This window comes from Longimicrobiales bacterium, assembly GCA_028823235.1.
Classification (GTDB): Bacteria; Gemmatimonadota; Gemmatimonadetes; order Longimicrobiales; family Gaopeijiaceae; genus UBA2589.
In genome coordinates this window covers 129,083-143,134 of the sequence record JAPKBW010000002.1, presented here as the reverse complement: position 1 = coordinate 143,134, position 14,052 = coordinate 129,083, and the positions used below count along the sequence as shown (strand labels likewise).

General features: G+C 62.1%; 10 protein-coding genes. 4 read left to right on the top strand and 6 right to left on the bottom strand.

The window, feature by feature from the left end; all coding sequences use genetic code 11:
- The first annotated feature begins 117 nt into the window (after positions 1 to 117).
- A complete protein-coding gene (locus OSA81_01450; protein ID MDE0897659.1) occupies positions 118 to 1,476 on the top strand; it encodes a hypothetical protein in 1,359 nt (452 codons plus the stop codon).
- A gap of 52 nt (positions 1,477 to 1,528) precedes the next feature.
- On the opposite strand, the gene OSA81_01445 is transcribed toward OSA81_01450, so the two are convergent.
- Positions 1,529 to 1,693 carry a hypothetical protein gene (locus tag OSA81_01445; GenBank protein ID MDE0897658.1) on the bottom strand — a complete coding sequence of 55 codons (165 nt, stop codon included), beginning with the start codon at positions 1,691 to 1,693 and terminating at the stop codon, positions 1,529 to 1,531.
- Between the two features lie 24 nt (positions 1,694 to 1,717).
- Between OSA81_01445 and OSA81_01440 the strand changes: the two genes are divergently transcribed.
- Positions 1,718 to 2,290, top strand: a complete 573-nt coding sequence (locus OSA81_01440; protein ID MDE0897657.1) for a hypothetical protein — start codon at positions 1,718 to 1,720, stop codon at positions 2,288 to 2,290.
- Positions 2,291 to 2,315: 25 nt separating this feature from the next.
- Here the strand turns inward: OSA81_01440 and OSA81_01435 are convergent, their stop codons facing one another.
- A complete protein-coding gene (locus OSA81_01435; protein MDE0897656.1) occupies positions 2,316 to 4,736 on the bottom strand; it encodes a fused MFS/spermidine synthase in 2,421 nt (806 codons plus the stop codon).
- Between the two features lie 130 nt (positions 4,737 to 4,866).
- Here OSA81_01435 and OSA81_01430 point away from each other — a divergent pair, with 130 nt between their 5' ends.
- Both OSA81_01430 and OSA81_01425 read left to right on the top strand, forming a co-directional pair.
- On the top strand, positions 4,867 to 6,576 hold the full coding sequence (locus tag OSA81_01430) for a multicopper oxidase family protein (GenBank protein ID MDE0897655.1): 1,710 nt from the start codon (positions 4,867 to 4,869) through the stop codon (positions 6,574 to 6,576).
- Entirely contained in the window at positions 6,573 to 7,034 is a 462-nt protein-coding gene (locus OSA81_01425; protein MDE0897654.1) for a hypothetical protein, read from the top strand. The genes OSA81_01430 and OSA81_01425 overlap by 4 nt, the downstream gene beginning before the upstream one ends.
- A gap of 141 nt (positions 7,035 to 7,175) precedes the next feature.
- Here OSA81_01425 and OSA81_01420 read toward each other — a convergent pair whose 3' ends face one another.
- The 4 genes from OSA81_01420 to OSA81_01405 all read right to left on the bottom strand — a co-directional run bounded on the left by OSA81_01420 (position 7,176) and on the right by OSA81_01405 (position 14,051).
- Positions 7,176 to 10,283 (bottom strand): hypothetical protein, encoded by a 3,108-nt coding sequence (locus OSA81_01420; GenBank protein ID MDE0897653.1) that lies wholly within the window; start codon positions 10,281 to 10,283, stop codon positions 7,176 to 7,178.
- Positions 10,284 to 10,387: 104 nt separating this feature from the next.
- Positions 10,388 to 11,389 (bottom strand): sugar phosphate isomerase/epimerase, encoded by a 1,002-nt coding sequence (locus OSA81_01415; GenBank protein MDE0897652.1) that lies wholly within the window; start codon positions 11,387 to 11,389, stop codon positions 10,388 to 10,390.
- An 8-nt stretch (positions 11,390 to 11,397) separates the two neighbouring features.
- On the bottom strand, positions 11,398 to 12,567 hold the full coding sequence (locus OSA81_01410; protein ID MDE0897651.1) for a Gfo/Idh/MocA family oxidoreductase: 1,170 nt from the start codon (positions 12,565 to 12,567) through the stop codon (positions 11,398 to 11,400).
- On the bottom strand, positions 12,567 to 14,051 hold the full coding sequence (locus OSA81_01405) for an MFS transporter (GenBank protein MDE0897650.1): 1,485 nt from the start codon (positions 14,049 to 14,051) through the stop codon (positions 12,567 to 12,569). The genes OSA81_01410 and OSA81_01405 overlap by 1 nt, the downstream gene beginning before the upstream one ends.
- Between the last annotated feature and the right edge of the window lies 1 nt (position 14,052).

The window sequence follows — 14,052 nt, the reverse complement described above, 5'->3', positions numbered from 1 at the left end:
AGTTGGTTCACGAGGGTCGATTGAACGATGGTCGTCCAACGTACGGAGCCTGTTGCCCGGTTCCCCCGGGCGACCCCACTTTCCGCCAATCGAATGGATGGCACCCTAGAGAGGTTGATGATGAAGAACGTGCGTATGCTTCTGGCCGCTGCACTCGTCGCTGCGACGACGGCACCGCTGGCCGCCCAGCAGGTCCCGTGGTCCCCCCTTCAGCGTGGCAGTGACAACATCGAGGTGCTCGGTCACCTCCCACTTGGCGCGAGACTGTCTGTCGCGGACATGGATCTCGAGCAGGAGATGCACAGGCCCTACGCCTACGTCGCCCGCATGGTCTACGGCTTCGATGGACCCAAGGGTACAGACATCATCAGTCTGGAAGATCCGGAAAACCCGAAGCTGCTCTACGAGTGGAGGATCGAGGATCAGGACCTCCATCAGCGTACCGGTGGCATGGACGTGAAGCATTTCAAATGGAACGACCGCTACTACCTGGTGCAGTCGCTGCAGTTTGGATCAGGCGGACCAGACAATGATCTCGGAGCCGTGATCTTGGATGTCACGGGTCTGCCCGACCCGTCGACGGTTCGTGAAGTGGCGCGGATTCGTGAGCCCGACTTCCCGGGTGGCTTCCATAACATCTTCATCTACAAGCATCAGAACGACCGGGTCTACCTCTTCACGACCGCCAGCGCGCCCGGAGCACTCATCTACGACCTCGGTATGATTGTCGAAGGCGATCTCGAGAACGCTCAGGTCGGCATGGTTCCGGTACCGGAGTCGGCGCTCGGCAGCGGAGGGGGGCGTGGCTACCACGATTTCTACGTGGGCTACCACCCCGACACAGGTGAGGACCGCTTTTACGGCGGAGGCACCGGCGGGTACTACATCTACGACGTTACGAGCCTGGAAAGCCCCGAGCTCCGTATCACGCTCAACGGAGTATCCGGGGTCAACTACGGTCACACATTCACACCGAGCCCGGACGGTCGGTACGTGATCGCAGAAACGGAGTATCAGTACGCCCCGCTCCGGATCTTCGACCTGCAGCCTGCGCTCGAAGGAGAGCAGACCAACATCCGCTCACCCATCTCGGCCTTCACTGCGAACTGGCAGAACCTCGTGCACAATCACGAGGTCCGCTGGCCATACGTCTTCGTGTCAGGCTACCTCGACGGCCTGCAGGTCTTCAACCTGCAGGATCCGCTGAACCCGCAGACGGTGGGCTTCTTCGACACCTACATCGGACCGCCAAACCCAGTGCGGACCAACATGTTCAACGGTGCCTTCGGGGTGGACGTGCGCAATGAGGACGGCCTGATCGTGATCAGCGACATGTCGACGGGCCTCTGGACGTTCCAAATGGACGGCTTCCAAGGCTGGAACGGTGAAAACTGGGGCATGCCGAACATCTCCTCAGCGCAGGACTGGGATCGACCCGTCGTGACGCGTCCGATCAGCGAGGATCGGGATCACTAACACGGATTGAGCACGCGGTGAGCGTGCGCCCACCGCGCGGCTGACACAGGCTTCATAAGGCCGGACGGCCCTCTGCTTCGGCGGAGGGCCGTTTCTTTGCGAGCAGCATCCATGCGGCGACCAGTGCCACCGGATATCCCACGAGTTGGAGGGTGCTGAACCACATCGGGTTCGGCACGAGGACGCCGGCGAGAACTCCGAGGATGTTGCGAACCACACTGCCTTCAGACTAGGGTCCAGCATGCTACCGCTCGCACTACTCCTGACCGCGTTTGGCTCGTTCGCCACCTCGTCGCCTACAGCTGGGCCGCATCTGGGCGATGCGGGGGGCATACCCGTGGCTGTATGCGCGGCAGAGGGTCCGGCCTATTACGCCTTCGAACTCTTCACTACGAAGAACATTCCGGGCACAGGACTCGCAAAGGGTCAGGTCGAGGTGTCCGTTTCAGGCACGTCACCGTTCTCGATCGCCCTCGGGCCGGACGGCAGCTACGTCTACGACGTTGAGATCGGTCTCGATCGGATGCGCGTGCCCCGGCAAGGCCAACTGGTCGCGTGGGTTACCACGCCGGAGATCGACCAGATCACGCGACTGGGTCCTCTCGACGACAACCTCCGTGGGTCGGGGGTCGTGGGCTGGAATCGCTTCATCGTCGTGATCACGCTGGAGGCGGGCGACGACCCGACAGCAGAACGATGGGCTGGGCCCATCGTATTCCGCGGCATGTCCCGGAGCGGCATGATGCACACGATGATCGGGCACGGTGCCCTGCAGCAGGAAAATTGCCAGGCGTTCGGATACGGCAACGAGTAGGCACTCGCAGTGCAGGCGGATCGCGCTAGCGGAAGCCCATCTGGTCACGGAGTATCGCCACCCTCTGCGGATCACCCCGGAACATCCCCTGAGGAAAAGTCCGATACTCGAGCAGGTCCGAGTAGATCGTGGATGCCGAGTACTGGTTGAGCCCTAGGCCCGCGAGGTACATCAGCCGAAGGCTCTTGTCTCGGTTGAGTTCCGCGTCGGACAACCAGCCGATGAGGTCGTCGGCGCTCCCACCATACGTGCCAAGGACATCGAGCGTCCGGGAGAAACCAGCCTCCGCCAGATCCATCGCGACGTACGAGTGATCCGGTGACATCAGACGATCCGCAAAGCGATGGAGGTCAATAGTGAGGCCTCCCTTCCGCGCGGCCATAACCACGTCATAGCCGCCACCCTGATAGGTGTTGCTCCACACCGACCCGTCGGGGAACACCTCGAAGAAGGTGGCCATCTCGCTCTTCACCGCGGCCTCAGTGCTCTCGTATAGAGGCACCCACTGCGTGATCACGCCGCCCTCGTTCAAGTGCTCACCGACGAGTTCGAAGTACTCCTCGCTGTAGAGAGCGGCCGCGCCCTTCATCCACGGGTGAATCGGGTCGGACGTAATCAGGTCGAAGGTCTCGTCCGTCGTCTGAAGGAAGTGGCGTGCATCGTCAAAGACGACCTCCACCCGCGGGTCAGCTAGGACGTCGTTGTTGGCATCCCTGAAGTAGGCCGAGGATTGTTCGACGACGAGCGGCTCGATCTCGGCGATGACGATGCGGTCGATCCCCGGATGGGTCACGAATGTGCCTGCGGTGACCCCGGCTCCAAACCCGACGATGAGAACACTCTTCGGATCCTCGTGCAGGAGTGCGGTCAGATGCCCGAGCATTCCCTGGAGACGCATGTCCTGGGGTTCGGTCGAGGCCACGATCTTTCCCCCGACGTGCAGATTTCGGATCCCACCATCTAGCTCGGTCACGGCGATAGTCGAGTTCCGACCCTCCCCGACATACAGAGCGTTCACCGGATCGTACGTCGCCGCATACCGGCCGTAGGAAACAAGCAGTTCCGGGACTGGGCCGATGCCAGGAACGAGCAGTATGGCGAGTAGCGCAGCTACTACAGCCCCCGCCCTCGCTCGACCTCGGATCGGTGCCAAGAGGACGAGCGTCGAGAGCAGCGCGGTGACTGCGAGTACCCGCTGTGCGTTTTGCGTACCAATCGTGGACACCACCACGACCCCGAATGCGAGCGCTCCAAGGATCGCGCCGACTGTGTTGGCGGCGTAGATACGACCAACGAGGAAAGCCGGGTCCTGGCCCTCCTCCGCGGCAGCAGCCACGGCGAGGGGGAAGCTGGCGCCCCAGAATAAGGGAGCCGGCACGAGTGCCCAGAGTGCGCGCGCTAGGTCGAGCTGAAAGACGAAGCCCGGGTCCGTCGCAAGCGACGGGTTGATGGGCCAGAAGGGTAGCTGCTCGGTGAGTGCGTGTGCGGTCCAGACAATGCCGAGCATCGCCCCGGCCTGACAAAGACCCAGAAGAACGCGCGGGCTCGACGCGTGTCGCGACGTGAAGGAACCCACTGCGCTGCCAACCCCGAGAGCTGCGAGAAACACCGCCAGAATGATCGAGAAGGTATAGGTGGTCGCGCCCAGCATAAGCGCCATCAATCGGGTCCAGACGACCTCCGATCCAAGCGCTACGAAACCGGACATCCCGATCGCCACGAGAAGTGCTCTATGCCTCTGGTTAGCCAACGACGGGCTGGCAACGTGGGAAACTGCGAGCGGGGCAGGTGTGGTCTCAGGCAACCCATCCGTCTTGTGGGAGAGCCAGTATGCGAGAGCCGCGACCAGCAAGTTGATTCCGACGCCCGCGAATGTCGCGATCACGACATCGTACGTACGAAGCAGGTAGAAGCCCGCGAGCAGGCACCCTACCACGGCACCCGCGATATTACCCCCGTAGAAGAAGCCCATCCATGAAACGCCGGCCGGCGTCGCCTCCACCGATCGTGCGATCGCTGGAAGCGTGGCGCCCATCAGCATGGTAGGCGGCAGCAACAACAACCCAGCCACCATAGCCCGGAATAGGACACTGGCGGTCCCAGACGGGACGACCGCCAGATACGCACCGCCCACGAGCGGGATCATACCCAAAAGGATGATCGCCAGCGCTCCGATAACCAGTTCGAGCGCGGCGTAAACCCGCAGTGGATTCTTCTCGGCGGACACATAGCGAGGCAACGCGAGGCTCCCCAGACACATGCCTCCCATGAACGCACCCAGCAGGACGCCCAGCGAAACACCGGTCGAGCCGACAACGAGCTGAAGCATCTGAAACCAGACGACCTCATAGATGAGGGCCGCGCAGCCGCTCCCCACGAATAGCAGGACAAGCGCCGGCAGATAGCGCGGACCTGTCGAGACATTTTCAGCGGTGGGTGATGTCATGAATGAGAGCCGAGGCCGTCTTGCCCACTTTCGGGGACTCCAACAACCTTCACGAGTTCTGAATGATGAGGCGAGTTAGATTCGCGACCGACGGCACCCTTGAACAGGACACTGAGAGGAATCCATCTCGATGAAGCGACCGAACCAACGCGTACGGGTCCGAGCAATCGGTGCACCACTGCTTAGTGTTCTGCTCGCCGCTGTCATTCTTCCCTCATCAGCGCGCGCTCAACACGACACCCACGACATGGGCATGGGCAGTGGGTGGCGCATGGTCCCCATGGATATGGAAATGCCCATGCTCCCGGGCCTAGAAGGCACGGTCCCGATAGTCGGCCCCTTCATGCCAGGGCTGGGCATGGACCCGGCCATGCTCCCAGAGGCTCGTCCATCCGAGGTCGTAGCGCTGGCTGACATGGACACCCTCGACATCTTCGTCTCCACCGTACGTCGAACCATTGAGGGACATGAGATGATCATGTTCGGCTACAACGGCCAGTATCCGGGCCCTCTGATTCAGGCACCGAAGGACGCCACGATTGTGGTGCGAGTGACCAACGACATCGAGATGCCGACGACGATTCACTGGCACGGCGTCCGACTCGACAACCAGTTCGACGGCGTACCCGGGGTGACACAGGAAGCGATCGACCGGGGCGACAGTTTTACCTACGAAGTGCATGTACCCGACGCCGGCATGTACTGGTATCACCCACATGTCCGAGAGGACGTCCAGCAGGACCTTGGACTTTTCGGCAATCTTTTGGTCACGTCGCCCGACCCCGACTACTACGGACCCGCGCACCGCGAAGAAGTTTTCGTGCTCGACGACATGCTCATCGACGATCAGGGCGCGCTACCGTGGGGTGACCGGGCTCCGACACACGCGCTCATGGGCCGATTCGGCAACGTCATGATGGTGAACGGAGAGACCGACTATCGCCTCACCGCTGACCGTGGAGAGGTCGTCCGCTTCTACCTCACGAACGTCGCCAATTCACGCACCTTCAACGTGACCTTCGGGGGAGCCCGGGTGAAGGTCGTGGCTTCCGACGTCAGTCGATTCGAGCGCGAGCAATGGGTAGGGTCCGTCGTCATCGCGCCCGCTGAGCGATACGTGGTCGACGTGCGTTTCGAGGAGGCTGGTGAAGTCGTGATCGCCAATACGGTTCAGGCGATCAACCACTCCCGGGGTGAATTCTACCCGTCTGTCGACACACTTTCGGTCGTCACGGTCTCGGACACCCAAGCGGACCCTGCGATTTCAGGCGCCTTCGACGAACTGCGAGAACACACTGCGGTTGTGGAGGATATCGACACCTTCCGCCCCTACTTCGGACGAGCACCGGACTACGAGCTCGAGACGACGGTGCGGGTACAGAACCTGCCTCAATCCATCGTTCTCTCCATGGAAGCAGACACGCTGTACGTGCCACCCATGGAGTGGAATGACGCGATGCCCATGATGAACTGGCTCTCCACGGCGGAGCAGGTCACGTGGATCCTGAAGGATCGTCAGACAGGCGCCGAGAACGGGGAGATCGACTGGAGTTTCGAAGTCGGCGAGGTAGTGAAGGTCCGGGTCTACAACACTCCCGACTCCTTCCACCCCATGAACCACCCGATTCACGTTCACGGCCAGCGCTTCCTGGTTCTCTCCATGGACGGGGTCGAGAACGAGAACCTGGTCTGGAAAGACACTGCGATCGTTCCGGTCGGCTCGACCATGGACGTGCTCATCGAAATGTCCAACCCGGGCGAATGGATGGTACACTGCCACATCGCTGAACACCTTCACGCCGGAATGATGTTCAGCTTCACAGTGGGAGACGGTGATTGAACCCTCCGCTCAAGTTTGCCCTGTTCGGAGCAGGCGGACTCGCGATCGCAGTATTAGTGGTGACGGGCGCCGACCGGGTCATCGAGCGCGAACGCACCAAGGCTGAGATCAATCGCCTGAGAGATGACCTCCACCGAGCGCGAATCTCGTCCGATCGATGCCAGGGCTCCCTTCAGACCAGCGAAGCATCCCTGCTGGACCTGGGCGTCACGATCGACTCACTCCGAAATCTCGTGGACTCTTTCGAGACGATGAACGGCAGAGGGGTCCCGGCAGAACGATACCCCGCGTACCTGGAGGTATTCGACAGCTACAACGACTCGGTCGCCTCATGGGAAAAGCGGGAGCAGCGTCTCCGCATTGCCGAGACATCGTGCCGAGAAACGATCCGGGGGCACAACGTGCTTACGGATTCACTGCAGGGCGTGTTGAGTGAAGCGGGTATCGACGCGGGTTGACGCGAACGGTGTACCCGAACTTGCCTGGGACCACATCACGGACGACAGGCCGGTCCGGGCGACACAGAAATGGCCCCGCAACGCTATCAGCGCTGCGGGGCCATTTTCTATTTCAGGCAAGGCAGCACCCGCCGCTCGGGCTCAGCGTGACGGCGCCGTGAGTGCCCAGCTGAGATCCAGCATCTGGGTGTAGTCGGTGCCGTCGACCGTGAGTGTCACAGTGTACTGGCCGGGTGCGGCCATCTGGGCCGGCTCCGTACGTCCGGGGAAGAAACCGCCTCCACCGCCCCGTCGTCCCCTGCGTCTACCCTGTGGCGGCTTCACCAGGTTCTGGATGCGATCCTGAAGGTTGGCTGGAGCCGCATCGCCACCTCCGCCGCCAGCGTCCACTTCGCCGCCCTCCGCGGGACGCTCGATGAAGACTCCGTCATCCGTGAACGGAAGCCCGGCACCACCGCCACCGCCAAAACCGCGTCCGCCACCACCCTGCTGATTCCGCAACGACTCGACGGCCTCCTCGACGGCATCCGACTCCTCACCCTCTTCGATGAGAGAGTCTGCCACCGCTAACAGGCGCGCGTCGATCGCGATGCTGTCACGCACCTCGGATGGCGATTTATCGATCGGCGCGGGTTCTCCCCGAAGCCCCCAGCGGGCCGAGTGCATGCCTCGGGTGCTCGCCACGCTCTGCGACCACATCTCGTTGCCGTCGCCATCCGTGACTTTGAGGTCGGCCTCTTCCGCGTCTTGTCCGAGCCAGTACGTGAACTCAGCACCGTAACCCGGGCTCGCCACCTGAAAGTACGCTTGGGCAGTGAACTCTCCGCCCGTCTTCGCCGTACCGAACTGATACGCCTCGGCGGGAGCAAAAAGGTGGGCATCGGCGTCGACCACCGCCTGTGCATACTGCTGTAGCGGCTTGATGTCAGCGATCCAGATAGAGCGCCCGTGCGTTCCGGCAATGATCTCGCCTTCCCGGGGGTGAATCTGCAGATCGTGAACCGGAACGGTCGGCAGTCCGGTCATGAACCGCTCCCACGATCCGCCGCGATCGAGCGACATGTAGGCGCCCACATCAGTGCCGACAAAGAGCAGATTCGGATTCACGACGTCTTCCCGAACGACATGCGCGAAGTCCGGCTTGCCGGTGGGCAGATTGCTCGAGATCGAGCGGAAGCTGCTACCGCCATCGTCCGAGACGAGGACATACGGCATGAAGTCGCCGCGGCGATGATTGTCGTACGTGACGTAGACACGCCCGGCATCGTGGTGCGATGGCTCTATACGGCTGACATACGTGCCATCAGGAACGAGTGAGATCGTCGCAGCCGTGAGATCAGTCCAGCTGTCCCCGTCATTTGACGACACCCAGAGATTCCCGTCATCGGTGCCCGCATAAAGAACCCCTGGCTGCACGAAGGACTCCGCCAGCGACACGATCGTCGCGAATGTCTCCGCGCCGGTCGCATCAGGCGTGATTCCACCGGTCGTCGTCGTGCTGATCTGGATCTTCTCCGCATCTGCCCGAGTGAGATCTCCGGAGATCAGATAGAGATCGTCACCACGCCAATCCGACTTCATTACACGGTTCGCCGCCGCATAGATGACGTCCGGATTGTGAGGTGAAAGGAAGAACGGAGTGTTCCAGTTGTAACGAAGCTGGAGACTCACCGAGTCTGCGGTCGCCCGAGCTTGCAGGTCCGCAATGCGCGCGCTGTGCTCATTCGGCATCGGCTGAGTGCTGTCCGGCCAGACCATCGCAATCGAATCCTGGAAGACCCGATATGAGTCCTGCCAGCTCGGCCGGCCAAAGCTTTGGCGCTCACCGCTCGCGAGATAGGAGCGACCCATGTTGCCGCCCTGCGACTCGGAGTAGACGCGATTGGGATCCCGCGGGTCCTGCTGCGATACGAAGCCGTCTCCGCCGCTGACCTGAAACCAGTCGTGACTGGTGATTCCACCGCTCGCCTTCCGGCTGGGTCCGCACCACGTGTAGTTGTCCTGGAGGCCGCCGCACACCCGGTACGGCATCCCCATGTCATAGCTGATGTTGTAGAACTGTCCGATCGCGAACGTATTCGGAAAACTGAAATTTCCGCCGCGATCGAAGCTCATCGCGATGCCGCCATCATTTCCGAGGACCATGCGGTCAGGGTCATTGGGGTCGATCCAGATCGCGTGAAAATCGACATGAACGCCCTGCGCCATGTTCCGCATCGTCGTCCCGCCGTCCTCCGAGAAGCGGAGCGATGAAAAGTAGACGCGGTCGGGATCCGATGGGTCGACCGCAACTTCGGAATAGTAGAAGGGGCGAGAGTTGTAGTCGTTCATCATGGTCCAGCTGTCGCCGCCGTCGTCAGACCGGTACAACCCATTCAGGTTGTCATCATCGGAGTCCTCAGGTGCCGCGGCTTCGACCATTAGGTACAGCACGTCGGGTGAACTCGGCGCAAAGGCCACGTTCATCTTTCCGAGCAGTGTTTCTGGAATCCCGTTCCCCTCCACCTCGTCCCAGTTGTCACCGCCGTCGGTGCTCTTCCAGAGGGCGCTGCCTGATCCGCCACTCTGCAGGTAGTAAGGGCCCCGATCCCGCTCCCAGCTCGTAGCAAAGATGATGTCGGGATCCGACGGATGGAGCTTCACATCGACAAAGCCTGCCCGGTCGCTGACGAAGTTCACGAGCTCCCATGAGTCGCCACCGTCGCGCGTGCGATACAGGCCGCGCTCCGGGTTCGACCGCCACAGGGCTCCGAGCGCCGCGACGTATACGATGTCCGGATTGGTCGGATGAACCTGGATGCGACCAATATGTTCGGTCGCTTCAAGACCTTTGAGTTCCCAAGTAATCCCGCCGTCCATCGACTTATAGATGCCGCCGCCAGGGGAAATCGAGTTGCGGGAGTCCTCCTCACCCGTCCCGGCCCAGATCTGCTGATGATCGCTGGGGGCAATCGCGAGGTCCCCCATAGCCACAACGCGCTCGTTGTCGAAGATCGGACGGAACGTCGTCCCGTTGTTCGTGGTCTTCCAGATCCCGCCTGCCGCAGCCGCGACATAGAAGGTCTTGGAGGGGCTCGGAAGCCCTTCTACGTCAGTTACGCGCCCGGACATGTTCGCCGGACCGATCGGACGCCATCGAAGCGCGCCGGACCAAGTCTCGTCGAGAGTCTGCGCAGCGACAGGAGGCACGGTAAAGGCGACGCACGCGAGTGCGCCGAGGCTTGGAACCAGCAGGCGGCGGTACGACATGTTCGTTCCAGGATTCGGATCTTGTGGGATGGGACGGTGATTCTCTGGCTGAGCCCTGCCACGCGCCAGTAGCAACGCGGCGATGGGCCGCCCGGTTCTCGTTGCTAGTCCTCGGAAAAAGCCACGTCGAACGCCGCTTGCGACGTGGGAAAATCGAGGTCCCGAACGAAAGCGCAGGCTTCCGCGGCACCATGCTCCCGATCCATGCCGGAGTCTTCCCACTCAACCGACAATGGGCCGTCGTACCCGGACCGATTCAGCGCACGGATGACCTCTTCGAACGGTACGTAGCCACGACCCAGAGATCGGAAGTCCCAGTATCGATCGCGGTGTCCAAACGGCAGATGCCCCCCGAATACACCTGAAGGCATCGGCTTGTGCGACCACCATACGTCCTTCATGTGCGCGTGATAGATCCGATCACCGAAGCGCTGGACAAAGTCGACGCAGTCCACACCCTGATACGCGAGGTGACTCGGGTCGTAGTTGAATCCAAACGCCTCACGGTGGCCCAGCACCTCGAGCGCACGAGCCGCCGTGACCGAATCGAATGCGATCTCCGTCGGGTGCACCTCGAGCGCGAACCGCACACCCGCTTCATCAAAGGCATCGAGAATCGGGTTCCACCGGTCGGCAAAGTCACGAAATCCAGCGTCGATCATTGGTTCAGTCACGGGCGGAAACGAGTAAAACAGGTGCCAGATCGAGCTGCCTGTGAATCCATTCACCACCGGTACACCGAGGTTTTCAGCGGCGCGCGCCGTGCATTTCATTTCCTCGGCCGCGCGGGTTCGGACGCCTTCCGGCTCTCCATCGCCCCACACGTGCGCTGGAAGAATCGACTGATGGCGTGCATCGATCGGGTCGCACACTGCCTGCCCGACCAGATGGTTGCTGATCGCGAACACATCCAGTCCGTGCGAAGCAAGCAACTCACGCTTGGCCACGCAGTAGCTCGGGTCGTCCGCGGCGCGAACGACGTCGAAGTGGTCTCCCCAGCAGGCAAGCTCGAGGCCGTCGTATCCCCAATCGGCCGCCTTTTCCGCGAGTGCGGCCAGCGGGAGGTCTGCCCACTGTCCAGTAAAGAGCGTCACGGGTCGGCGCATCGGTTCACTCATGAGGGAGGCGAGTAGCTGGCGTCGACCCACGCACGGGCGCGGTTGCTCTCGACGGCTTTGTGAATGAAGTGGACGCCATGGGCGCCGTCCTGAGCGGTCGGAAAATCACAGACGCCGGGGGCCGGGCTCGACGTATTCTGTCCCGAAGCGTCTCCCCGAACCACGGCAGCGACGCCTCGATAGACGTTCGCGAACGCCTCTATGAATCCCTCAGGATGCCCGCCCGGCAGGCGTGAAGCATCCCGTGCCGCTACGGAGGTCGCGCCGGCTCCCCGATAAATGATCCGCTCAGACCCATCTGCCTCGATCAGGCGAAGGCGGTTCGGGTCCTCCTGCGACCAGTCGAGGCCACCATCACTTCCGTAGACACGCAGCCGAAGATGATTCCGCTCACCCGTAGAGATCTGAGACGCCATAAGGACCGCGCGCACCCCTCCCTGTAGCTCGAGCAAGACCGTCGCGTCGTCTTCGAGGATACGACCCGCGACGACCGTACCGAGGTCCGCGAACAGTTGCTGGACCTCTAGCCCTGTTACGTACCGGACAAGATTGTGCGCATGGGAACCGATATCGCCGAGCGCCGAGGACACGCCCGCACGGTCTGGGTCACCTCGCCATTCAGCCTGTTTGTGCCCTTCGGCCTCGAGGAGCGTCCGGAGCCAGCCCTGGCTGTATTCCACCACGACTTTTCTCAACTCACCGAGATCTCCTGCCGCGACCCTGGCCCGAGCTTCCTTCACAATCGGGTAGCCTGTGTAGTTGTGTGTGACGGCGAAAATCAGGCCCGACGTGGCTGCGAGCCGGCACAGCTCCTCCGCATCTACAAGAGTCGTCGTCATGGGCTTGTCGCAGACGACATGGATGCCGCACTCCATGAACACCTTCGCCACAGGATGGTGGAGATCGTTCGGGGTTACGATCGAGACCACCTGGATGCGCTCTTCCGCAGGCAGCGCACTTTCCGCTGCGGCCATCGTCTCGAACGAGTCGTAAACCCGGCTTGGATCGAGCCCGAGCGCGGACCCTGTCTCAGCTGTTCGAGCGGCGTCCGACGAGAAGCACCCGGCCACCAGTTCGTAGCAACCGTCGAGCGAAGCGGCCATGCGGTGGACCGCTCCGATGAACGCACCCGGCCCACCTCCAACCTGTCCGTATCGAATCTTCATTAGGCGTCGGCGATCGACTCGACGCGATAGCCGCCCGCCCGCTTATCAGCCGTGTAAAGACCCAGGAATATCAGGGCGAGCATCGCGCACAACGGGACGACGTATCGGAAGGAAACCCTGCCTCCATAGTTGTCAGCCGGGCCAAGGATCGCCTGAGCCTCGCCCACCAGCCCCTCGTCGGTGTCCGACGCAATCATCGTGCGGAGCGCATTGGAGGTCTCGGGAGACGGGAGAGAGCCCTCGGCCTGATATGCCCGAGCGACGACGGTCATCGCGTCCTTCGTCGCCTGGGCGTCAGAGTCGCTCCGTGGCGCCAAGAGTCGCTCCGCCCGCTGAAAAAGCATGACAGTCTGCTCGACGGGCAGCTCCGCGTGGGCGTATTCGTCGGCAATCCGGCCCATCTGAGGCGCGGTCACCAGACCGACTGTGGCCATGCCCACCGTGCCCATGAGCCCGAGCCCAAGCGCACCCGATCGGGGAACTCGCTCCGAGACCACGCCCAGCATCGTCGGCCAGAAGTAACAGACCCCAACCGCGAATACTGTCGCGGCGCCGAACGTAGCGACCACGCCGCTCGCGTAGCTGAGGGCGGCAAGCCCAACTCCCGAGACGACCGACGACGCGAGAAGCAGCCCGGTGGGAGACAACTTGTGAACCACGGCACCCGCTCGGTAGCGCAGCACCGCCATGAGTCCACTAATCCAGACGAGGACAAGGATTCCGGCGACACCACCAGCCTGTAAGACTGCGGGAACCCATCGGTTCGGCCCGAGCTCTACGGAAGCCGTCATCGCCATGGCAATGAGCATCACCCACATGAAGGGCGTGGTGAACGCGGCCTTGAAGCTCTCAGCTATGCTCACGCCCGCATCAGCACCTTCCGTCGCAGGAAACGGCTCGCGCAGCAGCATCGCGCCGTACGCCAGCGTGGGAATGAGGATGAGCCCGATCTTGATCTGCCACCCGCCAACGCCTGCAGCGTCGAGCCCGAACGCCGCCAGGCCTCCAATGACCGCCCCGCCGGGGAACCAGACGTGGAACTGGTTCAACTTCACCGTCTTGTTATCTGGATAAAGTGCCGCGACCAGCGGGTTACACGCCGCCTCGACGAGTCCGTTCGCCATCGCAATGATCAGCGCGCCGGCGAACAGCGTCGAGAATCCATCAGCGAAGATCATGATCAAGGCCCCCGCGAGGTGCCCAACGAAGGAGAAGCGCAGGAGCGCCCTCATCCCGATCGAGTCTGCTAGTGGCGCGAAGACAAGCTGCGACAACGCGAAGCCCCAGAGCGCAGCGCCTCCGATCCAGCCAACCTCTTCATTGGTCAGAACAAAGTCGCGTTTGAGTGCGAGCATCACCGCACCGACAGTGGCAAAGGCCACGGACGTCGCGATGAGCGCGATGCAGCTGCCCAGAAAGAGCTTGTCCGCATTCACGGGAGGCGCGGCTGATATGGTCGCCGAAGAGGATCCGTTCTTAGTCATA

Bases quoted from the DNA above. Each gene is read 5' to 3' on its own strand.
- OSA81_01450 (MDE0897659.1), top strand. From the start codon at position 118: ATGATGAAGAACGTGCGTATGCTTCTGGCCGCTGCACTCGTCGCTGCG.
- OSA81_01440 (MDE0897657.1), top strand. From the start codon at position 1,718: ATGCTACCGCTCGCACTACTCCTGACCGCGTTTGGCTCGTTCGCCACC.
- OSA81_01435 (MDE0897656.1), bottom strand. From the start codon at position 4,736: ATGACATCACCCACCGCTGAAAATGTCTCGACAGGTCCGCGCTATCTG.
- OSA81_01430 (MDE0897655.1), top strand. From the start codon at position 4,867: ATGAAGCGACCGAACCAACGCGTACGGGTCCGAGCAATCGGTGCACCA.
- OSA81_01420 (MDE0897653.1), bottom strand. From the start codon at position 10,283: ATGTCGTACCGCCGCCTGCTGGTTCCAAGCCTCGGCGCACTCGCGTGC.
- OSA81_01415 (MDE0897652.1), bottom strand. From the start codon at position 11,389: ATGCGCCGACCCGTGACGCTCTTTACTGGACAGTGGGCAGACCTCCCG.
- OSA81_01410 (MDE0897651.1), bottom strand. From the start codon at position 12,567: ATGAAGATTCGATACGGACAGGTTGGAGGTGGGCCGGGTGCGTTCATC.
- OSA81_01405 (MDE0897650.1), bottom strand. From the start codon at position 14,051: ATGACTAAGAACGGATCCTCTTCGGCGACCATATCAGCCGCGCCTCCC.